This window comes from Methylobacterium variabile, from assembly GCF_001043975.1.
Classification (GTDB): Bacteria; Pseudomonadota; Alphaproteobacteria; order Rhizobiales; family Beijerinckiaceae; genus Methylobacterium; species Methylobacterium variabile.
The window spans coordinates 1-24,856 of the sequence record NZ_LABY01000087.1 but is presented as its reverse complement, the minus strand read 5'-3'; the positions used below and the strand labels follow the sequence as shown (position 1 = coordinate 24,856).

Annotated in this window: 21 protein-coding genes, 3 pseudogenes and 1 CRISPR repeat array; of the genes and pseudogenes, 12 read left to right on the top strand and 12 right to left on the bottom strand. The window is 67.4% G+C overall.

The annotated features are described in order from the left end of the window. Positions 1-17: 17 nt before the first annotated feature. The 9 genes and pseudogenes from VQ02_RS13865 to cas2 all read left to right on the top strand — a co-directional run bounded on the left by VQ02_RS13865 (position 18) and on the right by cas2 (position 6,324). Positions 18-1,037 carry an AI-2E family transporter gene (locus VQ02_RS13865; protein WP_167350738.1) on the top strand — a complete coding sequence of 340 codons (1,020 nt, stop codon included), beginning with the start codon at positions 18-20 and terminating at the stop codon, positions 1,035-1,037. A gap of 61 nt (positions 1,038-1,098) precedes the next feature. Then, the gene (locus VQ02_RS13860) at positions 1,099-2,202 is read left to right on the top strand and encodes an SMP-30/gluconolactonase/LRE family protein (RefSeq protein WP_245239729.1); all 1,104 of its coding nucleotides are present in this window, start codon (positions 1,099-1,101) and stop codon (positions 2,200-2,202) included. Positions 2,203-2,750: 548 nt separating this feature from the next. After that, positions 2,751-3,263, top strand: coding sequence for a redoxin domain-containing protein (locus VQ02_RS13855; protein ID WP_048444790.1), 513 nt, complete (start codon positions 2,751-2,753; stop codon positions 3,261-3,263). Further along, a complete protein-coding gene (locus VQ02_RS13850) occupies positions 3,229-3,759 on the top strand; it encodes a DsbA family protein (protein ID WP_048444789.1) in 531 nt (176 codons plus the stop codon). Before VQ02_RS13855 ends, VQ02_RS13850 begins: the two co-directional genes overlap by 35 nt. Positions 3,760-3,904: 145 nt before the next feature. Then, positions 3,905-4,240 (top strand): chaperone modulator CbpM, encoded by a 336-nt coding sequence (locus VQ02_RS13845; RefSeq protein WP_048444788.1) that lies wholly within the window; start codon positions 3,905-3,907, stop codon positions 4,238-4,240. 114 nt (positions 4,241-4,354) lie between these two features. Beyond that, a complete protein-coding gene (gene cas4 / locus VQ02_RS13840; protein ID WP_048444787.1) occupies positions 4,355-4,987 on the top strand; it encodes a CRISPR-associated protein Cas4 in 633 nt (210 codons plus the stop codon). Between the two features lie 13 nt (positions 4,988-5,000). Then, on the top strand, positions 5,001-5,801 hold the full coding sequence (gene cas1, locus VQ02_RS13835; protein WP_245239727.1) for a CRISPR-associated endonuclease Cas1: 801 nt from the start codon (positions 5,001-5,003) through the stop codon (positions 5,799-5,801). A 39-nt stretch (positions 5,802-5,840) separates the two neighbouring features. After that, positions 5,841-6,029, top strand: a complete 189-nt coding sequence (locus tag VQ02_RS39135) for a hypothetical protein (RefSeq protein ID WP_245239726.1) — start codon at positions 5,841-5,843, stop codon at positions 6,027-6,029. A gap of 6 nt (positions 6,030-6,035) precedes the next feature. After that, a pseudogene (gene cas2 / locus VQ02_RS35625) lies at positions 6,036-6,324 on the top strand (CRISPR-associated endonuclease Cas2). A gap of 181 nt (positions 6,325-6,505) precedes the next feature. Next, positions 6,506-7,124: a CRISPR direct-repeat array (repeat unit 31 nt; unit sequence GTCGCCCCTTCACGGGGGTGCGGATTGAAAC). 153 nt (positions 7,125-7,277) lie between these two features. Here the strand turns inward: cas2 and VQ02_RS40035 are convergent. The 8 genes and pseudogenes from VQ02_RS40035 to VQ02_RS13800 form a co-directional block, all read right to left on the bottom strand. After that, positions 7,278-7,421: pseudogene (locus tag VQ02_RS40035) on the bottom strand (DUF3489 domain-containing protein); the annotation flags it as partial. 48 nt (positions 7,422-7,469) lie between these two features. Then, positions 7,470-8,150 (bottom strand): hypothetical protein, encoded by a 681-nt coding sequence (locus VQ02_RS13830; protein WP_048444786.1) that lies wholly within the window; start codon positions 8,148-8,150, stop codon positions 7,470-7,472. A 31-nt stretch (positions 8,151-8,181) separates the two neighbouring features. After that, positions 8,182-8,514, bottom strand: a complete 333-nt coding sequence (locus VQ02_RS13825; protein WP_048444785.1) for a cytochrome C oxidase subunit IV family protein — start codon at positions 8,512-8,514, stop codon at positions 8,182-8,184. A gap of 9 nt (positions 8,515-8,523) precedes the next feature. Continuing rightward, a complete protein-coding gene (locus VQ02_RS13820) occupies positions 8,524-9,246 on the bottom strand; it encodes a heme-copper oxidase subunit III family protein (RefSeq protein ID WP_048444798.1) in 723 nt (240 codons plus the stop codon). Between the two features lie 20 nt (positions 9,247-9,266). Then, positions 9,267-9,971 (bottom strand): cytochrome c oxidase subunit 3 family protein, encoded by a 705-nt coding sequence (locus tag VQ02_RS13815; RefSeq protein WP_048444784.1) that lies wholly within the window; start codon positions 9,969-9,971, stop codon positions 9,267-9,269. Continuing rightward, positions 9,968-11,734 (bottom strand): cbb3-type cytochrome c oxidase subunit I, encoded by a 1,767-nt coding sequence (locus VQ02_RS13810; protein ID WP_048444783.1) that lies wholly within the window; start codon positions 11,732-11,734, stop codon positions 9,968-9,970. Before VQ02_RS13810 ends, VQ02_RS13815 begins: the two co-directional genes overlap by 4 nt. Before the next feature lie 12 nt (positions 11,735-11,746). Continuing rightward, positions 11,747-12,589: a cytochrome c oxidase subunit II gene (locus VQ02_RS13805; protein ID WP_048444782.1), complete on the bottom strand. Its 843-nt coding sequence runs from the start codon at positions 12,587-12,589 to the stop codon at positions 11,747-11,749. Positions 12,590-12,631: 42 nt separating this feature from the next. After that, positions 12,632-13,423, bottom strand: a complete 792-nt coding sequence (locus tag VQ02_RS13800) for a DUF2189 domain-containing protein (RefSeq protein WP_048444781.1) — start codon at positions 13,421-13,423, stop codon at positions 12,632-12,634. Positions 13,424-13,676: 253 nt separating this feature from the next. On the opposite strand from VQ02_RS13800, the pseudogene VQ02_RS34735 reads away from it, so the two are divergent. After that, a pseudogene (locus VQ02_RS34735) lies at positions 13,677-14,697 on the top strand (ISL3 family transposase); the annotation flags it as partial. A gap of 170 nt (positions 14,698-14,867) precedes the next feature. On the opposite strand, the gene VQ02_RS13785 reads toward VQ02_RS34735, so the two are convergent. The 4 genes from VQ02_RS13785 to VQ02_RS13770 form a co-directional block, all read right to left on the bottom strand. Then, entirely contained in the window at positions 14,868-15,479 is a 612-nt protein-coding gene (locus VQ02_RS13785; RefSeq protein ID WP_245239730.1) for a carboxymuconolactone decarboxylase family protein, read from the bottom strand. A gap of 109 nt (positions 15,480-15,588) precedes the next feature. Beyond that, the gene (locus VQ02_RS13780) at positions 15,589-16,842 is read right to left on the bottom strand and encodes a thiolase family protein (protein WP_048444778.1); all 1,254 of its coding nucleotides are present in this window, start codon (positions 16,840-16,842) and stop codon (positions 15,589-15,591) included. Between the two features lie 23 nt (positions 16,843-16,865). Next, positions 16,866-18,422: an AMP-binding protein gene (locus VQ02_RS13775; RefSeq protein ID WP_048444777.1), complete on the bottom strand. Its 1,557-nt coding sequence runs from the start codon at positions 18,420-18,422 to the stop codon at positions 16,866-16,868. Between the two features lie 40 nt (positions 18,423-18,462). Next, on the bottom strand, positions 18,463-19,689 hold the full coding sequence (locus tag VQ02_RS13770) for an ABC transporter substrate-binding protein (protein ID WP_053080363.1): 1,227 nt from the start codon (positions 19,687-19,689) through the stop codon (positions 18,463-18,465). A 175-nt stretch (positions 19,690-19,864) separates the two neighbouring features. Here VQ02_RS13770 and VQ02_RS13765 point away from each other — a divergent pair, with 175 nt between their 5' ends. Both VQ02_RS13765 and VQ02_RS13760 read left to right on the top strand, forming a co-directional pair. Further along, the gene (locus tag VQ02_RS13765) at positions 19,865-20,362 is read left to right on the top strand and encodes a MarR family winged helix-turn-helix transcriptional regulator (RefSeq protein WP_053080362.1); all 498 of its coding nucleotides are present in this window, start codon (positions 19,865-19,867) and stop codon (positions 20,360-20,362) included. A gap of 1,423 nt (positions 20,363-21,785) precedes the next feature. Further along, on the top strand, positions 21,786-24,647 hold the full coding sequence (locus tag VQ02_RS13760; RefSeq protein ID WP_048444776.1) for an ATP-binding protein: 2,862 nt from the start codon (positions 21,786-21,788) through the stop codon (positions 24,645-24,647). The last annotated feature ends 209 nt before the right edge of the window (positions 24,648-24,856 follow it).

The window sequence follows — 24,856 nt, the reverse complement described above, 5'->3', positions numbered from 1 at the left end:
CGTGGTTCGGGGCGGCCGTGCTTCTTGTCGCGCTGTGGACGGCACGCTCATATCTGGCCGCCATTGTCTGGGCGATCATCATCGCCGTTGCGATCTGGCCGCTTTACCGACGGGTGCCGCGCGCCGAGACAGAGCGCGGTTGGCTCGCCCCCGCACTCATCACCCTCCTGAATGCGGTTGTGCTGATGACGCCGGTGTTGCTGGCGGCCGCCGAACTCGGCCGGGAAGGACAAGCCGTTCTCGACTGGATCGGTCGCGTCCAGCAGAAAGGAATCGAGATTCCGGGGTGGCTGACACGCCTTCCCTTACTCGGCGAGCACGTGGATCGCTGGTGGCGCTCTCACGTCAGCGACCCGAACGGATTGCGGACGCTCTTCGCCGACGTGAACTTCGAAGCGTGGGCGACGTGGATGCGCAGCCTCGGCGGAGAACTCGCCTATCGCGTGCTCCTGGCATTCATCACCTTTCTGACCCTGTTCGCGCTCCTCCGGGACGGCGAGAAGGTTGCGACGCGCGTGCTCTGCCTCGCGGAGGAGTGGCTGGGCCACCCCGGCGAGCGGCTGTTCGAGAAAGTCGCCGTCGCGACCAGGGGCGTCGTGAACGGAACGGTGTTGGTGGCGATCGGAGAGGGATTGCTCATCGGTGTGGGTTACTGGGTGGCCGGGCTGCCGCAGGCTGTGTTCTTCACTCTGCTCACCGTCGCGTTCGCACTGTTGCCCCTCGGAGCCTGGATCGCAGTCACGGCCGCGGCCCTGATGCTCGCCATCCAGCATGACGCGTGGCTCGGTGCGGCCGGCGTGTTTGGCTGGGGGGCCGCCGTCATGTTGGCCGGCGACAACCTCGTTCAACCAGCCCTGATCGGAGGATCTGCGCGGCTGCCGCTCGTATGGACCCTGGTCGGGATCCTCGGCGGCGTCGAGACGTTCGGGCTTGTCGGGCTTTTCGTTGGGCCTGTCGTGATGGCGGCGCTCTACGCGATCTGGCGGGATTGGACAATGCCCGGATCAGCGGCCGTCGATGGAGTGGGCCGGCGCTGACGGGGCAGACTCGTTCTGGAGGGCGGGACATGAGTGGCGCAGCGACAATCGACCGGCGCGCGTGGCTGGCTGGAGCCGGTGCTCTGTTGGCGGCCGGTCCGGGCCGTGCGGCAGAGCCCGCCCGCCCAGGGGGGCCCTCCCCGCGCTGACGCTCGCCTTCGCGCTGCCGGACGCCGTCACCAACGGCGTCGCGGTGACGCCCGAGGGCCGGATCTTCGCCGCGCTCGCGCGCATCGACGGCAGTGCCGGTCCCCGCGTCGTCGAGATCCGCGACAGCCGGCCGGTGCCGTTCCCGGACGAGACCTGGAACGCCTTCACGGACGGGGCCGATGCCGCCCGCACGCTCGTCTGGGTCAATTCCCTCCGGATCGGCCCCGACGGCGATCTCTGGCTGGTCGATACCGGCTCGCCCGGCTTCGGCCAGCCGATGCGCCCGGGCGGCTGCAAGCTCGTTCAGGTCGACATCGCCGGCGCCCGGGTGCGGCGGACGATCCCGCTCGACGGCGTGGTGACGGGTAAGAGCTTCATCGACGACGTGCGCTTCAACGGCGGGCGCGCCTACCTGACGGATGCGGGGGCGCCGGCGCTCGTGGTGCTCGATCCCGTGACGGGCCGGGGACGGCGCGTCCTCGAGGGCCATCCCTCGGTAACGGCCTCGCGACCGATCTCGGCCGAGGGACGGATCGTGCGCGGGCCGGACGGCGCGCCGGTCTACGTCCATGCCGACCAGCTCGAAGTGTCGCCCGATGGCGCCGCTCTTTTCTACCAGTCCTGCACTGGCCCGCTCTGGCGCGTGCCGACACGCCTGCTCGACGATCCCGGGATAGCTCCCGCATCACTCGCTGCCGCCGTCGAGATCGTTGCCGACACGCCGCCGACCGGCGGCACGGCCATTGCCGCGGACGGCACGCTGTTCGTCAGCGACACCGACGCGCAGCGTATCGTTCGCATCGCACCGGACGGCACCGCCTCGACCCTGATCCAGGACCCCCGCCTGCTCTGGGTCGACGCCATGTGGATTGATTCTCACAACCGGTTGTGGCTGCCAGCCGCCCAGCTCAACCGGCTCGCCGTGTTCCAGGGCGGCCGGAGCCGGGTGCGCTTTCCGGTCGAGGTCTACACACTTCAGCTGGAGGTCGGGCCGGCGCCCAACGACCACCGCTGAGGAGCGAGGTCTCGTGAGGAGAAGGATCTCGAGCAGCGAGGTCTTGAGCAGCGAGGTTTTGGCCGACAAGGAGCCGGCCCCGTCGCGGCGCATGACGATGTGATGCGGAAGTTCGAGAGAACCCAGCCGGTGGGGCTGGACCAGCACGTCCGTGTCCGGTGATGGCGCCGGGCCGTGCGTTCGCGAGAGGGTCGCTGTCCCGTCCATGGAGAGCCTCCTTCGGACGCAGTCCGGCCGACTCGGCTGTGCCGCCACGTGGTCCGGAAGCCCGCCGCACGCGGCGGGTTCTCCGCTCAGGCTCCGAACACAGGAGCGGCGCGGTCGTAGTCCCTGACATGCGGCAGCATTGGATGAACTCGAAACCGTCGATGCTTAGAAATTGTTTCGGCTTCGGCTCTGATTTGCGGCGCATGGCAGGTACGAGCGCGGATGAATCGAAGGCGCAGCCCGATATCCGCCGCCGGAACTGATGTTCGTCAGTGCCGGGACGCCCCGTCTCATAGTCAGATGCGGGATGGCCGTTCCGCAGGCCATCCGGGAGGTTCAGGATGGGACAGGTCTTAGCGCCCGGGGTCACGGCGCCCGATTTCACGCTCCGCGTCACACCCGACCAGACGCTCTCGCTCGGCGACCTGCGCGGGCGGCCAGCCATTCTGGCGTTCTATCCCGCCGATTGGAGTCCGGTCTGCGGCGATCAGATGGCGGTCTACAATCAGGTGCTGCCGGAATTTCGGAAGTACGACGCCGAACTCATCGGAATTTCCGTCGATAGTGCCTGGTGCCATCAGGCCTTCGCCGAGGCGCGCCATCTCCACTTCCCGCTGCTCGCGGATTTCGAGCCGAAGGGCTCGATCGCCCGGCAATACGGGGCCTACCGCGACGGCGACGGCGTCTGCGAGCGGGCGCTGTTCGTCGTGGATCGCGAGGGAATCATCTTCTGGAGCTACCGCTCCCCGATCGCCGTCAACCCCGGTGCAGACGGCATCCTCGATGCGCTGGACCGGCTCGAGAACCAGGAGAAAAGCGATGGCCGAACTCAGAGTGCCGGTGTCGGCGGCTGACCACGTCCGGGGTGGTGCCGAGGGAAAGGTGGTCCTCGTCGAGTACGGTGACTACGAGTGTCCCTATTGCCGCCTCGCGCATGTCCAGGTCATGCAGCTCGGCAGGCATTTCGGCGACGAACTCACCTACGTGTTCCGCAATTTCCCGCTCACCGAAATCCACCCGCTGGCGGAGCCGGCGGCGGAGGCAGCCGAGTTCGCGGGGGCGCAGGGTCAGTTCTGGGCCATGCACGATGCGATCTATGCGCATCAGGAGCAGTTGAGCCTGCCATTCCTCTTGAGCGCAGCCCGGGCGCTCGGCCTGTCGGAGAGCAGTCTTGCGGCCGCTCTCGAGGCGGGCACCTATGCACCGAAGGTGAAGCAGGATTTTCTCGGCGGTGTTCGAAGTGGCGTCAACGGGACGCCGACCTTCTTCATCAATGGGCATCGCTATGAGGGCCCATTTGACTACCAGCATATGGCGGCGGCGATTCAGCCGCTGCGTTCCAGGCCGTAGCACCCGTCGTCGCTCGTCGGTGGCCGCGGCGGGACGTATCCCGTTCCTCGCGCGACACACCCCCGAACCGATGCTTGCCGGCGCCGCGAACCGGAGGAGGACCACATGATCGCCGCATCGCATCGGCGCTTGTAAGGGGGGCGGTATGGACGCGCGCGAATTTCAGGCTCGGACGGATCTGCGTCCCGACACGCTTCGGGTCTGGCTCGAAAGCGGCTGGCTTCGACCGGCTTTCCGGGAGAGCGTCCGGCAGTATATCGAGATCGATCTGGCCAGGGCCCAACTGATCCGAGATCTGCAGCACGATCTCGGGATCAACGACGATGGCGTCGCGGTCGTGCTCGATCTCATCGATCAGGTTGGCGGCTTGCGGCACGTGCTGCAGGCGATTCTCCGGGCCTTGCAGGCGCAGCCCGAGGGTGTCCGCCGGCAGATCGTCGATGCCTGCGCGGCCCAACGGCCGATCCCGCCGCCGAACTGACCGGCGTCATCAGGATCGTGTCCGTGATCCTGGTGCGCGCCACCGACCCGATGACGCTCCACTTCAACCGTGCGCACCGCCGGAACGAGACCGCCGCCGGCGATGTAACGGCCGCTGGGCCCCGCCCAATACCGAAAGAAATTCAGGATCCCGATCTCGGCTTTGCAGCACCATCTGTTCTGCCCGCGCCAATGCGCGCTGATCCATCTCGAGGGATTGTGGGCGGAGGATGTGGCGACCGCGGAGGGGCGGCTGCTCCACGAGCGCGTCGACGCACCAGGTGTCGGGCGTCGGCCGAGCGTGACAGTGGCGCGCGGGTTGCAACTGCGGTCATTCGCCCTGGGCGTCGCCGGGCGGGCGGATGCGGTGGAGCTTCACGGACGTCCGCCACGTCCCTATCCTGTCGAGTACAAGCGGGGCCGGCCCAAAGCGCACCGGGCGGACGAGGTGCAGCTCTGCGCTCAAGGCCTCTGCCTGGAGGAGATGTTCTGTGTGCCCGTGCCGGAGGGAGCACTGTTCTACGGCACGCCCAGACGCCGCATGACAGTGGCCTTCGACACGGACCTGCGGGCCCTCACCCGCGCAACGGCCATCGCAGCGCGGACGATGTTGGCCTCGCGCCTCACGCCGGCGCCGCGGCACATGCCAGCCTGTCGTCGCTGCTCCCTCGAAGACCTCTGCCGTCCTGCGAGGCTTGAGAAGCCCCCGCGCATCGCGCGCTGGCTCGCAGCCCAGATCGAGGCCTGACGCGATGCGGCGGATGCGCAACACGATCTATGTCACGAGCGAGGGGGCGTGGCTGCGCAAAGATGGAGCGAACCTCGTCGTGGAGGTCGAGGGGGCCGAGCGCGGCCGGGCGCCGCTCCACCTTCTCGAAGGGGTGGTCAGCTTCGGGCGCGCAGGCGCTTCACCGTCGCTGCTGACGGCCTGCGCGGAAGCCGGCATCACGATCTCGTACTTGGACCCGAACGGCCGCTTCCTCGCCCGGGTCGAGGGGCCGCGCACCGGCAACGTGCTGCTGCGTCGTGCACAGTACCGCGCGAGCGATGATCCCGCACGGGCTGTCGTGATCGTGCGCGGTATCGTCGCCGCCAAGACCGCGAACCAGCGCGCGGTGGTCCGACGGGCCCTGCGCGACCATGGCGGGAGCCTGGGCGAGGCAGCCACGGGCCTCGCCGCTGCCGAGGCCAGGCTCACCGACGTTGCTCGCCGTACCCTCGTCGCCGACAGCATCGATGGGCTGCGTGGGCTCGAAGGCGAGGCCGCACAAGTCTATTTCCGCGTCTTTGGCGCATTCGTGCGGGTGGAGGATCTCGCCTTCCGGTTCGGCGGGCGCTCGCGCCGGCCTCCCCTCGATCGGCTGAACGCGCTGATGTCCTTCCTTTACGCCCTGCTCGGGCACGATTGCCGCTCGGCCCTGGAGGCGCATGGGCTCGATCCGCAGGTGGGGTTCCTACATACCGACCGTCCCGGCCGCGCGAGTCTCGCCCTCGACCTGATGGAGGAATTGCGCCCAGTGCTGGCTGACCGGCTGGCGCTCAGCCTCGTCAATCGCCGCTAGCTGACGGCAGGCGACTTCACGGTCGAGGAAGCAGGCGGTGTGCGGCTCACCGACGAGGCCCGCAAGCGCGTGCTGGTTGCCTGGCAGGAGCGCAAGCGCGACGAGCTGCGTCACCCCTTCCTCGACGAGACGGTACCGCTCGGCCTCGTGGCGCACGCCCAGGCGCAGATGCTGGCTCGGCATCTGCGTGGCGACCTCGACGGCTACCCTGCCTTCGTGTGGAAGTAGACTGCGATGCTGATGCTCGTTGCCTACGATGTGAACACACAGAGTCCTGCCGGACGAGCGCGCCTGCGCCGTGTCGCCCGCGCCTGCCTCGATGTCGGTCAGCGTGTGCAGAACTCGGTGTTCGAGTGCGAGGTAGAACCGGCGCAATGGACCGCCCTGCGCGCACAGCTCGTCGGCCTCATCGACCCTGCGCGCGACTCCTTGCTTCTATCGGCTCGGCTCCGATGGCAAGCGGCGCGTGGAGCATGTCGGAGCCAAGACCGTGCCCGATCTCGACGGTCCACTCATCTTCTGACGCATTGCGCGAACCAGAAGCGCCCGCCTGCGCCAGCACTGGTTCGCGCGGCCCCTAAACCACTCATCCGTCAGCCGGATTGCTGCAGCGCCAGTCTCGGCGAGACAGGATTTCCATCGGATCAATCCAGGTTCGCGCGCCCGTGTGAATTTGCTCTTGCGCAGCAAAGGCATATGGTGCCGCAGCCCCTTCACGGGGGTGCGGATTGAAACATGTGGAAGAAGTCGCCGAGGCCGAGGATCACGGTCGCCCCTTCACGGGGGTGCGGATTGAAACCACTGCACCGTGCCGAAGCTCTGCGGGACGCCCGGTCGCCCCTTCACGGGGGTGCGGATTGAAACACATCACTGCCAACGACACCGGCCCTGGCAGGCCGGGTCGCCCCTTCACGGGGGTGCGGATTGAAACGCCACCAGCTCGCAGCCTACGCCATCAGGGACCTGTCGCCCCTTCACGGGGGTGCGGATTGAAACTTGGAGAAGGCCACGACCGAGCCCATCGCCGCCACGTCGCCCCTTCACGGGGGTGCGGATTGAAACGCATCCCGCTCGCGGCCGTGGAGGAATTCGAACGAGTCGCCCCCTCACGGGGGTGCGGATTGAAACCCCTTGGCATCGACGAAGGTGATCGGGCTCACCACGTCGCCCCCTCACGGGGGTGCGGATTGAAACGCCGTCACCTACACGCGCGCCGAAACCGACGCCCGTCGCCCCCTCACGGGGGTGCGGATTGAAACTTGACCGCCGCGCGCTCCTTGCCGGACTGCTTGGTCGCCCCCTCACGGGGGTGCGGATCGAAACTCGAACACGAACTCGATCGGCGCCTCGTAGGAGGTCGAGTTCAGCCAGGGCGGCGAGTTGGGCGCTCATCGCCTGAACCGGGTCGGGATCGGGCGTGACCATGCTCAGCCCTCCTGCCCGGGGTGAGGTCACGGGGGGCAGACGATAGCGGCTGTGACCCTCATCGGGGCTGCGGAAGCGGGTGAGCGCGGGCTGGTTGCGGCGCAAGCGGGCGAGCGCGGCGCGGGCGCTGTGGGGCAGCCATCCGGTGGCGGCGGTGATCTCGGCCAGGCTGGCGCCCTGCTCGCGGGCGAGCAGCTCCGCACGATCGCGGCTTTCGTTCAGGAGCGCGGCGCGGCCGAAACATCACCGGGCGGCGGCAACGCTGCAATGGGTTCGGTCCCACCGAGTGTGGGTGGCGGTTCGTCCGCCATTCTCGCAGCGACTACACCGATTTCCCTCGGTGCTCTCCGGATCGCTGGTTCCGACGACCTGTCGCAGGCCGATGCGCCGTCCGTCGGCCTCGCTGCGCCAAGCCGGATCGTCCGGCCCGACCGTCCGCGGCCAGGCCCCGCGCCAGCAGCGCTGTCGCGACCCGTGCGACGGCCCTGCCCCGCAACGACGGCAGTGGGACCAGGAGCCGGTCGGGATGTGGGTGGCGGCCTCGATCAGCCGGCGTTGCGTCTCGGTGAGATGGGTCATCGTGCTCGTCCTTGCCTCAGGTGGCGACACAGGTCGCCGCCACCGCCCCGACCCCCGCACCGGCACGTCGCCGGAACGGGGCTGCGCATCCAGGACGATGCCGAGGCCGCTTGCGTCAGCCGGGAGCGGACCGTCGGCCTGCAGGCGGGCGATCAGGCGGACGGCGCAGTGCAGGCCCTCCGCCTCGTGCAGCCGCTCGTCGAGGTCGAGGGAGAGCCGCACCGCCTCGGCCTCGCTGCCGCTCTCGGCGCAAGTCGCCGCCGCCCGGGCGAGCGCGGCGGCGTCGGTCAGCCAATCGGCGATCTGGCGCAGCAGCACGGTCACGGTGATCGGGGGCGGGCTCATGCGCAGCTCTCCTCGGCCCTGGCGAAGCGGATCAATGGCCTGCGAGCAAGCTCAATCGGGTGAATAGCGTGTAGCTCGCCTCCGCGGTCATGATCGCGACGAAGATCAGTATTGCGGTTGGCGGAACCAGGATCGCGTAGATCAGGGCCAGCCGCTCCCAGGCGAGATGCATGAACACCGCCACGATGAGTCCCGCCTTGACGAACATGAACAGCAGGATCAGCGACCAGCGCAGGATGCCCTGGACGTGAAAATAGTCGATGAGATACGAGCAGGCACTCAGCACGAACAGCCAGCCCCAGACGAGCAGGTAGAGCCGGATCGAGTGGCCGTGGTCGGTCCCGTGGCCCGCGACGGGGTGCATGCCGTCCTCCTACCAAAGATAGAACAGTGCAAAGATAAAAACCCAGACGAGATCGACGAAGTGCCAGTATAGGCCCGCGATCTCGACGTTCTCGTATCCGCCGCGCTGGCTGGTGAAGAAACCGCGTCGTCCGATGTCGAAATCGCCCCGCCAGACCTTGCGGGCGATCGTAACCAAGACGATGACACCGATGGTGACGTGGGTCCCGTGGAAGCCGGTAATCATGAAGAACGTCGAACCGAACTGGTGTGCCCCCCAGGGGTTCGACCAGGGCCGGACGCCCTCGTGGATCAGCTTCGTCCACTCGAAGGCCTGCATGCCGACGAAGGTCGCACCGAGGAGCGCTGTGACGAGCATGAGCAGCGCCGTAGCGCGGCGGTTCCGCCTGTAGCCAAGGGCGACCGCCATAGCCATCGTGCCGCTGCTCGAGATGAGAACGAAGGTCATGATCGCGATCAGGATCAGGGGCAGCTCGGTGCCCCCGACCTCCAAGGCGAAGACCTTGCTCGGGTTCGGCCATGGCACCGTCGTCGACATGCGCACGGTCATGTAGCCGATCAGGAAGCAGCCGAACACGAAGGTGTCGCTCAGCAGGAAGATCCACATCATCGCCTTGCGCCACGAGGCCCCTGCAAAGGCCTGACGGTCGGCCGCCCATTCGCCGGAGAAGCGCCGCCATCGGCTTGGCGGACCGTCGGAGGTCGGGAGGGAGCGGAGAACGGTCTCTGTCATGATGCGTCGTCCCGAGGCTGTCAGGCCGGCGGCCGGCACAGGACATCGATCAGACCCGACCACGGCGTCCGGAACAGGATGCCGAAGGCAACGAGCCAGATCACCAGCAGGGCATCCCAGTAGAGGGTACACAGCCCGATGCTCCGGGCGAGGCCTGCGGGCGACCCCGTCCTCGCCGCGCCGAAGGTGACCCACGCGAGGGCCGCGAGCCCGCCCGCGAGGTGCAGCCCATGCAGCAGCGTGATCAAGATGAAGAAGGAACCGGCCGCATCGATCGTGCGGCCCGCCCCGGCCTCCCCGATCAACCGCCAGGCGAGGCCCTGCCCACAGAGGAAGACGAGGCTCGCCGCGACGGCGGCAAGCAGATGCGCGTGCGCGTCGTCCTCCGCCCCACGGCGCACCACCCGGTCGGCCCGGTGGAGCAGAAGGCTCGCCAGCCCGAGAAAGCCCGTCGTGAGCCAGAGGAGGCGCGGATCGAGAGGGACTCCGGCGCTGCCCGGTGGCACGCGCATGCCATAGGCCGCGACGAGCAGCGCGAAGAGCAGGCCGATAACCGCCAAGAAGATCCCGAGAGCCAGCTTTGCCGCCGACCCGCCCCCTCCATCCGCCGGCAGGGTGCAGGAAGGGCCCGCGCTCAGCCAGGGCTTGGCGGCTAGGTGCTGCCGGGCGAGCCAGCGCCCCGAAACGGCACCGAGGCCTGCGAGGTAGAGGAGGACGAGGCTCACGGCGCAGCCCCTGCGGCGTGGACGGGCTGGTTCTGGGGCAGGAAGTCCTCCGCGGCCCCCGGCACGCTGTAATCGTAGGGCCAGCGATAGACCACTGGCAGGCGAGCGCCCCAATTGCCATGCCGCGGCGGGGTGTCGGGAGTTTGCCACTCCAGGGTGGTGGCGTGCCACGGATTGCCGCCGGCCGGCACACCGTGCCGGAGGCTGCGGATCAGATTCGCCACGAACACCACCTGGGCCGCGCCGACCACGAAGGCCACCACGCTGATGAAGGCGTTGAGGGACGCGGCCGATGCCGGGATGAAGCCGAGCCCTGTGATCTCGAAATACCTCCGCGGGACGCCGAGCAGTCCGAGATAGTGCATCGGAAAGAAGACCAGGTAGGCGCCCAGGAACGTCACCCAGAAGTGCAACAGGCCGAGCCGCTCGTCGAGCATCCGGCCGGTCACCTTCGGGTACCAGTGATAGATACCACCGAAGATCACGAGGATCGGGGCGACCCCCATGACCATGTGGAAGTGGGCGACGACGAACAGCGTGTCCGACAACGGCACGTCGACCACCACGTTGCCGAGGAAGAGGCCGGTCAGGCCGCCGTTCAGGAAGGTGACGATGAACGCAATCGCGAACAGCATCGGAACCGTCAGGTGGATGTCCCCGCGCCAGAGCGTCAACACCCAGTTGTAAACCTTGATCGCAGTCGGCACAGCGATGATCAGGGTTGTGGTTGCGAAGAAAAATCCAAAATATGGATTCATGCCGCTCACGTACATATGATGTGCCCAGACCACGAAGCTGAGCCCACCGATGGCGATTATCGCCCACACCATCATGCGATACCCAAATATATTCTTGCGCGCATGGGTGCTGATCAGATCGGAGACGATGCCGAACGCGGGAAGTGCGACGATGTAAACCTCCGGATGTCCAAAGAACCAGAACAGGTGCTGGAACAGGATCGGTGTGCCGCCGCCGTAGTGCAGGCGCTGGCCGGCCTCGATGATCATGGGCATGAAGAAACTGGTGCCGAACAGTCGATCGAGGAGCATCATGACGGCCCCGACGAACAGGGCCGGAAAGGCGAGCAGCGCCAGCACCGTCGCGGTGAAGATGCCCCAGATTGTGAGGGGCATGCGCATCAGCGTCATGCCGGGCGCGCGCGCCTGCAGCACGGTCACCACGTAGTTCACGCCCCCCATGGTAAAGCCGATGATGAACAGGATGAGCGAAGCGAGCATCAGCACGATGCCCCATTCGTGGCCCGGGGTGCCCGAGAGGATGGCCTGCGGGGGATAGAGGGTCCAGCCGGCCCCGGTCGGTCCCCCCGGCGCGAAGAAGCTCGCCACCAGCACCAGCACGGCAAGGAGATAGACCCAGTAGCTCAGCATGTTCACATAGGGAAACACCATATCCCGAGCGCCGATCATCAGCGGGATGAGGTAATTGCCGAAGCCGCCGAGGAACACGGCGGTGAGGAGATAAACCACCATGATCATCCCGTGCATAGTGATGATCTGATAATATTCTGATGGCCCTATAGACGGAAATAGGCCCGGAAATCCGAGTTGGAGCCTGATCAGCCAGGACAGAACGAGCGCGACAAAGCCGATCGCCAGGGCGGTACCGGAATACTGGATAGCGATGATCTTGGCATCCTGGCTGAAGACGTAGCGCGTGAGCCAGCTGTGCGGATGGTAGAGCTCTACCTCGTCTGGCTCCGAACCGGGGAAGGGGCCGGCGGCCCCGATCGGCGTGTCGACCATGGCACCGTCCTCTCAGCGGTCGTCGGCGACGCGACGGCGAAGAGCAGCGTCGCGGGGCGCCCGCTCCGGGCGGGCGGCGAAGTTCGAGAATGTCTTCTGCTGGTCGAGCCAGGACCGGTACTGGGGTTCCGGCTCCACGACGACGCGGCCCCGCATCGCGTAGTGGTTGACGCCGCACACTTCGTTGCAGATCGCCTCGAAGGTGCCGCTCCGGGTCGGCGTGAACCAGAAGTAGGTCACCATCCCCGGGATGACGTCCATCTTGGCCCTAAACTCGGGAACGTAGAAGTCGTGCACCACGTCGAAGGAGCGCAGCAGTGCTTTCACGGGCCGTCCGAGGGGCAGGTGCAGGTCGTCGCCATCGAGGATGACGTCGTCCTTGCTCGCCGGGTCGTGCGGGTCGAGACCCAGCGGGTTCTCGTCGCTGACGAACTCGGTTGCGGCGGCTCCGAGGCGCCCGTCGGCGCCCGGCAGGCGGTAGCTCCAGCGCCATTGCTGGGCGACGATCTCAACCTCCGCGGCATTGGCCGGGACCCGCACGAACTGCGCCCAGACGGCGAGGCCCGGGGCCAGCATCGCGGCGACGCCGACCGCGGTGACGGCCGTGAGCCAGCCCTCCAGCCGCCGGCTCTCCGGCTCGTAGGAGGCCTTCTGCCCGGGACGGTGCCGGAAGCGAGCGACGCAATAGGCGACGAACAGCACCAGGACCGTGAAAACCGCGCCGGTGATCCAGAACGTGATGATCAGCGTCGTGTCGATGTAGCCCCAGTTCGACGCGATCGGGGTCCACCACCACGGGCTCAGGAGATGGAAGGCGACTGAGCCGAGGGCGATCAGCACGAGGATGAGCGCCATCTGTCGTCTCCTGCGCGCAGGGTCGAGATGCAATCGGCGGCGTCAGGGCGCGATCGCTCGCCGATAGAGATGCCAGGTCGCGTGGCCGAGGATCGGCAACACGAGCGCGAGGCCGACAAAGAGCGGCACCATCCCGAGCACCAGGAGACCCGCGACGACGAGCCCCCAGGCGATCATCGTGCGCGGGTTCTCACGGAGCAGCGCCGCCGAGGTCTCGATCGCCGTCCCCGCATCGACGCCGCGGTCGATGATCAGCGGGAAGGAAACGGCGCTCACCGCGAGCGCGATCAGTGAGAAGGCTGCGCCCACGAGGTTGCCGATCACGATCAGCATCCATCCGCGCGGCGTGGTCAGCACCGCCTCGGCGAAGGCAAACGCGGAACCATAGGTCTCCGGTCCGAACAGCGCCCAGTACAGCCCCATGGCAGTGATGATCCAGGCGACGAAGATCAGCATCAGGACCAATCCGACCGCGAAGATCGACCCGGCGTGACGGCCGGTCAGTGGAGCGAAGGGCCGGGTTTCAGCCAGGGGAAGGCCCAATTCCCGCTGCCGGCTCAACTCGTAGAGGCCGACCGCCGCGAACGGGCCGATCAGCGCGAAACCGGAGGCCAGCGGGAAGAGGATCGGGAGGAGGTCGCTTTCGAAGGTTGCCGCCGCGATGATCACGCCGGCGATCGGGTAGATCGCGATCAGGAACAGCACATGCGTCGGCAGGGCCATGAAGTCCTCGACCCCCTTCAGCAAGGCGGCCTTGAGGTCGGGGAACCCGATCCTTCGTAGGTTCGGTCGCGTCACCATCGAGCGTGCGGACGCAGCATGGGATATGGCCATCGCGCATCCTCCGAAAGGGAAGACTCAACACGCGATCTCGCCTGAATTCGGTCCGATCTCAGGCGTGCGGTCGAGCTTTCGAGCGTGGCTAATGGATAAATACCACTTTTCACCATTCCTGTCGCTCGGTTTTTACGATGGTTGTCGATAGGTCACGTATTTCGCGTCACGGGCGGAGAGGGTTCATCGGCGAGTTTGCTGGATCCGGTAGGGTGAGGGCGAGCCTCTGGTCGATGCCGGTGCCGATTCGGGCATGACCCTGCTCTGCCATCTTCCCGGATGCCGCCCGCTCCGCGTGGCACGTGACGGCCGCGACGCTCTCGCCTTCGCCGCAGAAGGTGAACGCCCTCAGGCGCGCTGCCCCACTTGTCGGATGCCCAGCCCGGCTCTCCATAGCCGCTCTCAACGACGGCGCGCTGACCTGCCCGCCAGCGGCAAGATCGTCCGATTGCACCTCACCGTGCGACGCTTCTGCTGCCACGCTCCCGGGTGCCCGCGTCGCACCTTCGCCGAACGCTTCCCGCATCTGCTCGGCCGCTCCGCTCACCGCACCCGCCGACGGGCTCAGGCCCAGGCGCGAACCGGGGTCGCGCTCGGCGGCCAGCCTGCCGCCCGTTTGCTCGCGCCGTTGGTTATGCCGACCAGCGCCACAATCCTGCTGCGCGACTATCCGACCTCTCCCGCTGCCGTCCGCAGGGCGACCGCTGATCGTCGGCGTCGACGACTGGGGCTCTGCCCAGGAGCCGGACCTACGCCACGATCGTGGTCGACCTCGAGCGCCATCGCCCCCTCGACCTGCTGCCGGATCGTTCGGCTCCCACGCTGGCGACTTGGCTCCGCCACGAGCCGCAGATCCACCTCGTGGCGCGCGACCGCTCCACTGAGTACGCATGGGGGACCACGATGGAGGCGCGGAGCGCCCGGCAGGTCGCTGACCGCTGGCATCTGCTGCTCAACACCCGGCAGATGCTCGAACGCTGGCTCATCCGGGTTCACCCGCGCCTGAAGCAGGGACCGCCAACGACGGCTTCCGCGTCCTTGGTCCGTCGAAGGCGTGCTCGCGCGCTCCCGCCGAGGCGTTGACCCGGGCTGCAGCCGTCGAACGCTGGCAGGTTCTCTACGATGACGTGCGCCGCTGCGTCGCGGCGGGACAGTCACTCCGGCGCATCAACGGCGAGACCGGTCTGGCCCGCGCCACCGTGCGCAAATACGCCTTCGCCCGACACTTCCCGCGCCACGGCTCGCGCGGGCCAGGGCCGAGCATCCTGGATCCCGCCCAGTCGGCGAACAGGGCCATCAAGCCCTGGCCGTACGCGTTGGCGCAGAGACGCGATGCAAGGGCCGCGAGGTCGTGGCAGGCGCCGCCCACCTCGATAACCGGCGTCGGTCGACCGTGGCGGCGGATGGTGGCGAGCGCGTAGCGCATGAGCATGCCCCTCTTCGGCTAGCACCCTGCGTAGCTGGTCGTCTCCGTTTCCGGCTCGACACGGACGGCCGTGCTGAATTGGACGACGGCCGTGTAGAATGCCGAGTTCATCGCCAGTTCGACGATCTCCTTCGGGGAGAAGGTCTGCTTCACGCGCGCCAGAAGATCGTCGCTGACCTCGCCATCGGCCACCATCGCATCGGCGAAGGCCAGGATCATCTGCTGGCGGGGGCTGTAGACGGACTTGGCTTTCCAATCGGCGAGACCATCCACCTGCGCTTCGGTCAGGCCGCAGGTCAGTCCGATGCGGCGATGCTGGGCGAACTCGTAGTCGCCCTTCCGGAGCTGCGTCGTCCGCAGGATGATCAGCTCGCGATCGCCCCGCGAGGTCGCGCCAGGCTGCCGGAGTGCCGTCGCGAAGGCCGCGAACCCCTTGTAGATCTCCGGCGCGTGCCCGATCGTGCGGTGGATGTGCAGCGGGCCCGCCCCCCGCGCCCGCATGCCGTCGAAGATCGGTTTCAGAACGGGGTCGTCGGTCTGAGGATCAACGAGCGGAAAGGTCGTCGTCTTGCCCTCCTGCGCGAGCGCAGACGCGAGCGTCAGGGCAAGGGCAGCCCCCAGCACCATCATGGCCTTCACGTCATCCTCCCCCGTTTCGTGCCGTTTTTGTTACAGGCCGTCGCGACCGGAGCGCGGCCCGCGTCGCCCGAGGCCGTGTCCCGCTGCGCGTACAGCGCGCTCAGCGGGGCGCCTGAAGGATGGTCACCGCGCAGACCGCCTCCTCGAAGCCGATCACGCCGCCGCCATTCTCCACGAGCCCGATGCGGGCGCCGTCCACCTGCCGCTCCCCGGCCTCGCCACGCAGCTGGGTCGCGATCTCGTAGGTCATCGACAGGCCCGTCGCCGCGATCGGATGTCCCTTGGACACGAGGCCACCGGAGGTGTTGATGGGAAGCGTGCCGCCGAGCGTCGCGGCGCCGGAGGCGACGTAGGCACCGCCCTGCCCCTCGGGGCAGAGCCGCAGCATCTCGGCCTGGAAGATCTCGCAGAACGCGGTCGCGTCGTGGACCTCGGCGACGTCCACGTCGCCAGGAGACACCCCGGCTGCCGCGTAGGCGCGGTCCGCCGCGATCCGGCTGAGTCCCGGCGCGTCGAAGCCGCGGAACATGCCGCCGCTGAGGGCCATGCCGCGGATCCTCACGGCCCGCTCGCGCACGCGGGGCGGCATCTCGGCCAGGAACCGCTCCGAGCACACGAGCGCCGCGGCCGCCCCGTCACCGATCGGGGCGCACATCGCCCGCGTCAGGGGGCCGCTCACCGGCCGGTCCGCCAGCACTTGCTCCGTCGTCATCGGGAAGCGGTACTGTGCGTTCGGGTTGAGCGCACCGTGGCAGTGGTTCTTCGCGGCACCGGCAGCGATCTGCGCCTGGGTCGTGCCGTAGCGGTGCATGTGCCAGGAGGCCTGGAGGCCGTAGGTGTCCATCGCGGTCGAGCGATCCGGCGCGGGAGCCCAGACGCTGCCGGCCTCCTCGGCGGCGCGCCCGTACTCCGCGATCCAGCGTGGGCGATCGAAGCGGTCGAAGCCCCCCTCGATCTCGGCGAGGATCCCGGCCGGGTTGGCGGGATCGAACATCTTCTCGACGCCGACCGCGAGCACGAGGTCGTGCGATCCAGCCAGCACCTCGGTGCGGGCGCCGTGAAGCGCGAGGGACCCGGTCGCACAGGCGCCCTCGACGTTGACGACCGGCATGCGGACCGGGAGCACCCCGTCATCCACGAGGCCGAGCAGGCAGGCCTGTCCCCGGATCATCGTCTGCCCGGTGAGATGCATCAGGCAAGAGCCGAAGAAGGCCTGGCCGATCCGCTGCCCGTCCGGGAGCCCGGCATCGGCGATGGCGCCCCGCACGGCCTCGTGCGCCAGCGCCCGATGGTCCTTGGCCGGGAAGCGCCCGAACGGCGTCGCGTGCGTTCCAATCAGGTAGGCGTCGCTCATGACCGGTTCTCCTCAGCGCCGCGCTAGACCGCCCGGTCACGCCCCGTCCAAAAGCGTTCGCGGATCGCGCGCTTGAGGACCTTGCCGACGGGGCTACGGGGAAGCGTCTCCCAGATCTCGACGCTCTTCGGGGTCTTGATGCCGCCGAGGGCGGCCCGACAGTGGGCGATCAGCTCGTCGCTCGTCGCCTCGGCCCCGGGCTTCAGCTCGACGACGGCCTTGACCGCCTCGCCCCATTTCTCGTCCGGAACGCCGATGACGGCGCAGTCCTGGACGGCGGGGTGGGCCAGGACCCGCTCCTCGACCTCGGTCGAGAACACGTTGAAGCCGCCGGAGATGATCATGTCGCGCTTGCGGTCGACGATGAAGACGTAGCCGGCCTCGTCCTTGAAGCCGACATCGCCGGTGTGATGCCAGCCGTGCTGGGAGACCGCCGCCGTTGCCACCGGATCGTTGTAGTAGCCCGGCATCACGAGGTCGCTGCGCGCGACGATCTCGCCCAGCTCCCGGGGCGGCAGGAGTTTTCCGTCGTCGGACATGATCTCGACCCGGCTGAACATCGTCGGGCGCCCGCAACTGCGCAGGAGTTCGCCGGCGGCCTCGTCGGCGACCGCCCGGGCGTGATCCTCGGCAGTCAGGAAGGTCAGGAAGAACGGGGCCTCGGCCTGCCCCCAGGACTGGTGCATCACCGGCCCGAGCGCCGCCACCGCCTCGCGCAGCTTGTCGGACGAGACCGGCGCGGCGGAGATCAGGAAGACGACGAGGGAGGACGTGTCGCGCTGGCGCAGCAGCGGGCTGGCCAGCAGGGCGTAGAGAACGGTGGGCGGCAGGAAGAGGTGCGTGACGCGGTGCCGCTCGATGGCGTCGAGGATGGCGGCCGGGTCGGCGCTCGTCATGAGGATGTTCGTGGGCGCATGCGTCAGCAGCGTCAGCGCGAGGACGCCGGCGCCGTGGGTCATCGGCGCGACGCACAGGTGGACCGGGTGCCGGACGGCTGGGGTCGAGGTCCAGAACGAGGCGACCAGCGTCTGCCACGTCAGGTTGGTCCAGACGGCGCCCTTCGACCGGCCGGTCGTCCCTCCGGTCGCCAGGATGTTGCAGGGACGCAGGCGGTCCTCGGGGAGGGCCGCGACGGGCCCGGCGGCGCGCGCCTGGAACGCCGCCAGCGCCGGCCCCGCCCGGCCGGGACCGTCGAGGCACACGCAGAGCGCCAGAGCCGGCGCGGCGGCGCGCAATTGCGCTACCTCGGCCTCGAACTGACCGTGGTAGAACAGGACCGTCGCCTCCGTGGAGAGCAGGAAGGCGATGTTGTCGGCCACGCTGTTGCGGGCGTTGAGCGGAACCCAGATCCCGCCCACGCGCAGGACCGCCAGCATGACGAGGAACGCGCGGGCATCGTTCGGGCTGTAGACGGCGATCCGGCTGCCCTGGGGCACGCCGGCGCCCTGCAGCGCCGAGGCGATCGCCTGCACCGCGGCCGCGCTCTCGGCATAGGTCAGCGTCGCGCCGTCGGGCTGCACGAAGGCGATCCGGTTCGGCTCTCGCATTGCTGCCGCATCGAAGAAGTCGATCAACTGCACGCGTAAACCCCTTGGTCCGTGGTGGGAGACCGGAGCGACCTCAGCCCTTGGTCAGGGGACATTCGCTCTGGTCGAGGGGGCGGTAGGCGCTGGCGCCCGGGATCGTCTGGAGGACCTTGAAGAGATCCCACTCCCCCTTCGATTCTGAGGGCTTCTTCACCTGGAGCAGGAGCAGGTCGTGGATCATGAGGCCGTCCTTGCGGACGAGCCCGTTCTTCACGAAGGGATCGTTGACCGGCATCTCCCGCATCTTGTTCGTGACGGCGTCGCGGTCGAGGGTCCCGGCGGCTCGGGCGGCCTTGAGGTAGTGGCTCACCGCCGAGTAGGTGCCGATATGGATGGAGGTCGGCTTGCGGCCCTTGTAGCGGGCCGCGAACCGCTCGGCGAAGGCGCGGGCCTCGGGACTGACGTCCCAGTAGTAGCCGTCGGCGATGATGAGGCCCTGCCCCAGTTCGAGGCCGAGAGCGCGCGCGTCGCTCAGGTAGAGGAGTGCGGTCGCCAGCTTCTGATCGCCCGAGGCGATGGCGAAGTCGCCCGCCTGCTTGAGCGAGTTGATCGTGTCCGCACCCGCGTTCACCACCGCGACGATGTCGGCCTTGGAGGACTGCGCGCGCAGGAGGTACGAGCTGAAGTCCGCCGTGTTGACGGGGTGCTTGACGGTGCCCACCACGCGTCCGCCCGCAGCCTGGATGAAGCGCTGCAGGTCGGCGGTCATCGCCTCGCCGAAGGCGTAGTCGGCCTGGATGAAGTACCAGGACTTGCCGACCGTCTGGGTGATCGCGGTACCGGCGGCCTTGGCGAGGGCGTAGGTGTCGTAGACCCACTGGAATCCGTAAGGGTGGCAGGGGGCGCCGTTGAAGCGGGCCGCCGCCGCCCCGGCGACGAGCATGACGCCCGACTTGTTCCGGACGACGTCCTGGACGGCCAGCATCACGGCCGAGTTGGGAACGTCGATGATGGCCTGGACGCCGTCCTGATCGAGCCACTGCCGTGCGATCGCCGCTCCGATATCGGGCTTGTTCTGGTGATCCGCGGCGACGACGACGACCTTGCGGCCGAGCAGAGAGCCGCCGAAATCCTCGACCGCCATCTGGGCGGCGACGACCGACCCCATCCCGGTGATGTCGGCGAAGGGACCCGACTGGTCGTTCAGAACGCCGAGCCGGACGGGCTCGGACTGCGCGGTGGCGTCGAGCGTGCCGGCCAGGAAAGGACATACGATAGCGACGGCCATGGCGGTCAGCCGCCACATCGCAGCGAGCCTCATCTCGCTCCTCCCATTCAGTGCGCCCACTTCCGGAGCGTCGGGGCCATCGTACCGAGAGCGGTAAATATAGCAAGTGAGTTGTTGTATATCGACGGCCGTCGTGGCGAGTTCGGTGGCGTGCCGTGCCGAAGGCCTCTAAGACGGGTCGTGCGCGACGCCGCGGGAATGGCACACAGTGAGCAGCAGGATCGACGACGAGGCCGCCCGGTTGGGCCTGGGCTTATTCCTGTTCGCCCACCTCCGCCTTGCAGCCGATGCCGACGAGGAACTGGCATCGCTCGGGCTCCACCGCACGCACCACCGCATCCTCCACCTCGCTGCGCGGGCGCCGGGCACGAGCGTGGGCGAGATCATCGGGCTCTTGCGCTTGACGCCGCAGGGGATCCAGGGGCCGATGCGTCGCTTGATCCGCGACGGTCTGATCGAGCAGCGCTCTGCCGAGCGCGATCGGCGTAAACGGCAGATCTATCTCACCGAGAAAGGTGCGAAGCTCCAGAGCGAAATCGCTGCCAAACAGTATGAGCGCATCCTGCGTGCTTATGAAATTGCCGGCGCTGATAATCTGGACGGTTTTTTCAGGGTAATGCTTGCATTGATCGATGCTGGAGACGCAGAGTATCTGAAATACAATCATAATTCTTTATTTATGAAATATCAAATTAACATGCCATAGAGTTGTATTATATGCTGGATATTTCCATTGATGCGCGGAATATTATGGCGAATGAAGGGGTCATTTCAATATCAAAAATACGCCGATTGATTTATTGACAAAACATAGAGCGTCTTTGGTATGCGCTTGTGCATAATGTTGACAGATTATAACTGAGATCAGGAAGCTGAATCAGGAGTCAGGATGCCCGAACAGTCTTCGATGGCGGACATTTATGACACTATCCGCCAGATTCAAATTTGGATCAACGGCGCGAATTTCGCGCGCACCCCTGGAATGTTCGAGTAGAGTCGGTAGTTCGCACCCGTTCTGTGTAACGAGCAGGCGCTGGCATTTGGATAAGTCGCCCTCCCCTTCTTGATGCACATCACGAAACTCCCGCTGCACGACCGCCGTCCCAACGAGCGACACGGTGATCGGGAGTTTTGTGAGAGACACTCCGATCGGTTCGAAGACCCCGCTCAGTCCTCCAACCACAGGCTTCGCAGCCCCTGCCCTCTTCTTACTACGACGAGAGATCTGGCTCAGGGCTCGCCGGTTCACATCCAAAGCCGATCCGCGAAACGCACAATGTCCCCGCGATTGCACTGGCGTCGCGAAACGCATGGTTTGTGGATGGCAAAGGCTGGCTGCATGTTCGCTGTTCGCTCGCAGCGCGCAAAGTGGCGGGATTCACTCCAAGCATTTGCCACATCGGAGCTTTTCTGAGAGCTCGCATCCCTTCGCAGAGCCGCTTTTGCAGCTTTGCCGTCAAAAAATGCCTTCCCGGCTGAGACGGGTTCGAGCGGGCCTGCGTGCTCCACCACTTGTCCCTTCCAACAATTCTGATGCTTGAGACCAAGGAATGCGCCAGCTTGGCAAAGCCTTGGTGCGGCCTCGCCATGACGGGTCTCTGACGAGACAGTCTCAGAGTCTGGAAGGCACGAGACGACGGGCGTGCTCCCACCCGTAGTATATTGCGTCTCCGCTGAATTTTGATGCTGATCGACAAGGACGCGTTCGAACGCGTCCCTGGCCATCAAACCCGGAGCATCGATCTGCCGCAAGTACCTGAATGGGTGGAGACACCCGCTACTCGCCTAGGCTTGATGTATGGAACGGGGTAAGCCCCTGACGCGGCACGTCGAAGCGCTGTTGACCATTTCCAGGCGCTGGGCTGTCACCTTCCTCGTTGCCTTTGTTGATCCGGAGATTGATCGAGATCGGGCCCTGAGAACGTCCGCTTCCGGCCAGGTTGATTGATCCAGGTTGATTGATAAAGAGAGCGTGAGCGGCTGAAGCTGGCGGAAAACGGAATGGCCGGCTCCGGGTTGGCGGACCCGCTACACGGTCTCAGCTTCAGCGACCTGCTGGCGGTTTGCCAGCAGACAGCTTAGCAAGAGCGACATCCTCGGTTCTCGATTGGCGCGATGGCGACAGCCGCATGGAGACGCAAGCTCGCAGAGCGGTTCGCTACATCTTCGATGAATTCGTTTTGAGCCCGTCCGAGCAGCGGCTGTGGAGGAAGGGAGCCGTCGTCCGGCTCGGGGCGCGGCCCATGGAGATCCTGAGCGCGCTCGTGGAGCGCGGAGGACAGGTGGTCAGCAAGGAGGACCTCACCAGGCGCGCATGGCCGCGGACGATCGTCGATGATTCCAATTTGAAGGTGAACGTCGCGACAATTCGGCGTGCGCTCGAAGGCTCGCAACCGGAGAAGTGCTTCATCGCCACGGTCAGCGGGCAGGGATACCGCTTCGTCGCGCCGGTCGAGATCGCACCGGTGCCAGCCTCTGCCACAGCCCGGCGGCACAATCTCCCACAGTCGCCGCGCCTGCTGGGCCGATCGGACGTTCTCGCGGACCTCGCGATGAGGGTGATCCAGCAGCCGCTGGTCACGATCACCGGTCCCGGCGGCGTCGGCAAGACGAGCTTGGCCGTGGCGATCGGGAACGAGGTGCTCGACCGCTTCCGGGACGGCGTCTGGCTCGTCGACCTCTGCGTCGTCGACAGCGATTCCCACTTGGCGAGCGCCCTCGCGCAGGAGGTGGGAATCGCCGTTCACGCGGACGATCCTCAGGCCGCGTTGACGAGAGCGCTGGCGGACCAGCATTGCCTGCTCGTCCTCGACGGTTGCGAGCACGCCCTCGATCGGGCGGCCCGGCTGGCCAGCACGCTCGCCGCCGCCGCGCCGGGTGTACGGGTGCTGGCCACCAGCCGAGAGCCGCTTCGGACGGCGAACGAGGTCGTGCATCAACTGCGAGCATTGCCGATGCCGGCGGCGGGCGCGGCGCTGCGCGCGACGGACGCGCTGGCCTTCCCCGCCGTTGCGCTGTTCGTCGAGCGTGCCTCGGCAGCCTCTCCGGATGTCGACTTCCACGACGACGATGTGCCGGTCGTCGTCGAGATATGCCGTCGGCTCGACGGATTGCCGCTGGCCTTGGAACTCGCCGCGACGCGGATGGCGGCGTTCGGATTGCGTGGCCTCCTCCGGCTGTTAAACGAGCGTCTGGACCTGCTGGACGGTGGACGTCGTGCGGGACATCCCCGCCATCGAGGCTTGACCGCGACGCTGGACTGGAGCCACAGCCTGCTGTCGGAGGACGAGCGGGCCCTGTTCCGGCGCGTGTCCGTGTTCCACGGTGCCTTCCCGCTGGACGCCGCGCTCTTCATCGGTCGGCTGGCCGGTGAGGCCGAGCGGGACCGCATCGGCCTCCTGGCCGATCTCGTCGCCAAGTCGCTGGTGGCGGCGGTCCCCGGACATGTCCCGCGATACCGGCTTCTCGACACGACACGGAACTACGGGCTGCGACGCCTTGCCGATAGCGGTGAGGTCGAGGCGTTTCGTCGGCGGCACGCGGAGTATTGCCTCGCGCAAGTTCGCGACGTCTCGGCACAGAAGAGCGCGAAGCCCGGCCGCGACCCGCACGAGGACCTCATCGGGCTCGTCCATAACGTTCGCGCCGCTCTCGAATGGTGCTTCTCGGATGGCGGTGACCCCGCGCTGGGCCGGTCGCTGACGGCCGCGGCTCTCCCGCTTTGGGATGCCCTCTCGCTGCTTCAGGAACTGATCGAGACGAGCGAGCGCGCGCTTGCGACGACCGCGTCCTCCGGCGGTCCGGAGGAGCGGGACGCGATCGCCCTTCGGGCGTCCCTGGCCGCCGCCCTGCTTCAAGTCGAGGGTCCGACCGCGCGGATCGAGGAGCTATGGAGCGGCGCGCTCGCACGCGCCGAACGCATGTCCGACCTCGACGGGCAGTTGCGGGCACTCTGGGGCCTCTGCGATTTTGAGACCTGGGTGGGCGACCACCGTGCCTCGTTCGCGCTCACGGAGCGCATCAGGGCGCTGGCGACCGCCAACCGCGACCGCGTGGCCATCGCGGCCGTCGACAGACCCGCCGCCACCTCCTTGAGGTATCTGGGCCGTCTCGACGAGGCGCGCGAGGCGGCGGAGCGCCTGCTCGCCCGCGCGACCCGCAGCGACGGTCCTGGCAGGCGGCTGGAAGGCCATGGCCTGGTCGCGGCGCGCGGAACGCTCGCCAATGTTCTGTGGCTTCAGGGCCTGCCGGACCAGGCCGTCAGCGTGTCTCGGCGCGCCCTGGCCGAGGCCGAGGCGAGCGGCCAGGCCTTCGCGCTCACGAACGCCCTGGCGCACACGGTGATCCCGATCGCCCTTCACGTCGGGGATCTCGGCGCGGCGGAGCGCGGACTCGACCGGCTCGGTGACCACGTCGCGCATCATGCGATGCGGATATGGCGGGTCATCGCCGATTGCCTCGAGGCGATCGTGAGCATCCGCCGAGGCGACGCGGGCGGGCTGCACCGCCTCGACGATGCCCTGGGCGAGATGGAGGAGACCGGCTTCAGGATGCGACGGCCGGCCTATCTCGGCTCGCTGGCCAGCGGACTCGCGCTGCGGGGACGCCTTCCCGACGCCCTCGCGCGGATCAACGCGGCCCTCGCCGCCTCCGAGAGCAGCGGCGAGCTCTGGTGCCGGCCGGAACTGTTGCGCATCAGAGGCGAGGCTCTGCTCGCAGCGTCCGGACGCACCGGCGAGCCCGAGGCGGTGAAACACTTCCTGCAGGCGCTCGCGTTGGCCGACCGCCAGAAGGCCGCGATCTGGCAGCTGCGCGCCGCGACGAGCCTCGCCTCCCTCGACGAGAGGTACGGCGGCCGAGCCGTCCTCTCGGCCATGGTCGCGAGCTTCGGCGAAGGGCCCGACACGCCCGATCACAGAGCCGCGCGCGCCTGCCTCGCCGGCGAGAGAGGATGCGGCCGCGGCGCAGGTGTGCCGGTTTCCCTGGCCTGAGGCCGCCGCGTTCGCGCATCGCAGGGCAGAGAGGGTCGTCGAGATCGACGTGAGGCGTCGGCGACCCGCGCGACTCCGCACGTCTCATACCGCCGCGCCTTCGACCGGACCCGTTCGGAGGCGCAAGGCAAGCCCGAACGGGCGCCGGCGCTGATGCGCCGGACGCCTTCGCATCGACGTGTCGATGCGAAGGCGCGAGGGTATAAGAC

Excerpts from the sequence above, each read along its gene's own strand:
- VQ02_RS13855 (WP_048444790.1), top strand. The coding sequence starts at position 2,751 with ATGGGACAGGTCTTAGCGCCCGGGGTCACGGCGCCCGATTTCACGCTC.
- VQ02_RS13850 (WP_048444789.1), top strand. The coding sequence starts at position 3,229 with ATGGCCGAACTCAGAGTGCCGGTGTCGGCGGCTGACCACGTCCGGGGT.
- VQ02_RS13845 (WP_048444788.1), top strand. The coding sequence starts at position 3,905 with ATGGACGCGCGCGAATTTCAGGCTCGGACGGATCTGCGTCCCGACACG.
- cas1 (WP_245239727.1), top strand. The coding sequence starts at position 5,001 with ATGCGCAACACGATCTATGTCACGAGCGAGGGGGCGTGGCTGCGCAAA.
- VQ02_RS13830 (WP_048444786.1), bottom strand. The coding sequence starts at position 8,150 with ATGAGCCCGCCCCCGATCACCGTGACCGTGCTGCTGCGCCAGATCGCC.
- VQ02_RS13825 (WP_048444785.1), bottom strand. The coding sequence starts at position 8,514 with ATGCACCCCGTCGCGGGCCACGGGACCGACCACGGCCACTCGATCCGG.
- VQ02_RS13820 (WP_048444798.1), bottom strand. The coding sequence starts at position 9,246 with ATGACAGAGACCGTTCTCCGCTCCCTCCCGACCTCCGACGGTCCGCCA.
- VQ02_RS13810 (WP_048444783.1), bottom strand. The coding sequence starts at position 11,734 with ATGGTCGACACGCCGATCGGGGCCGCCGGCCCCTTCCCCGGTTCGGAG.
- VQ02_RS13805 (WP_048444782.1), bottom strand. The coding sequence starts at position 12,589 with ATGGCGCTCATCCTCGTGCTGATCGCCCTCGGCTCAGTCGCCTTCCAT.
- VQ02_RS13800 (WP_048444781.1), bottom strand. The coding sequence starts at position 13,423 with ATGGCCATATCCCATGCTGCGTCCGCACGCTCGATGGTGACGCGACCG.
- VQ02_RS13785 (WP_245239730.1), bottom strand. The coding sequence starts at position 15,479 with ATGATGGTGCTGGGGGCTGCCCTTGCCCTGACGCTCGCGTCTGCGCTC.
- VQ02_RS13780 (WP_048444778.1), bottom strand. The coding sequence starts at position 16,842 with ATGAGCGACGCCTACCTGATTGGAACGCACGCGACGCCGTTCGGGCGC.
- VQ02_RS13770 (WP_053080363.1), bottom strand. The coding sequence starts at position 19,689 with ATGAGGCTCGCTGCGATGTGGCGGCTGACCGCCATGGCCGTCGCTATC.
- VQ02_RS13760 (WP_048444776.1), top strand. The coding sequence starts at position 21,786 with ATGGAGACGCAAGCTCGCAGAGCGGTTCGCTACATCTTCGATGAATTC.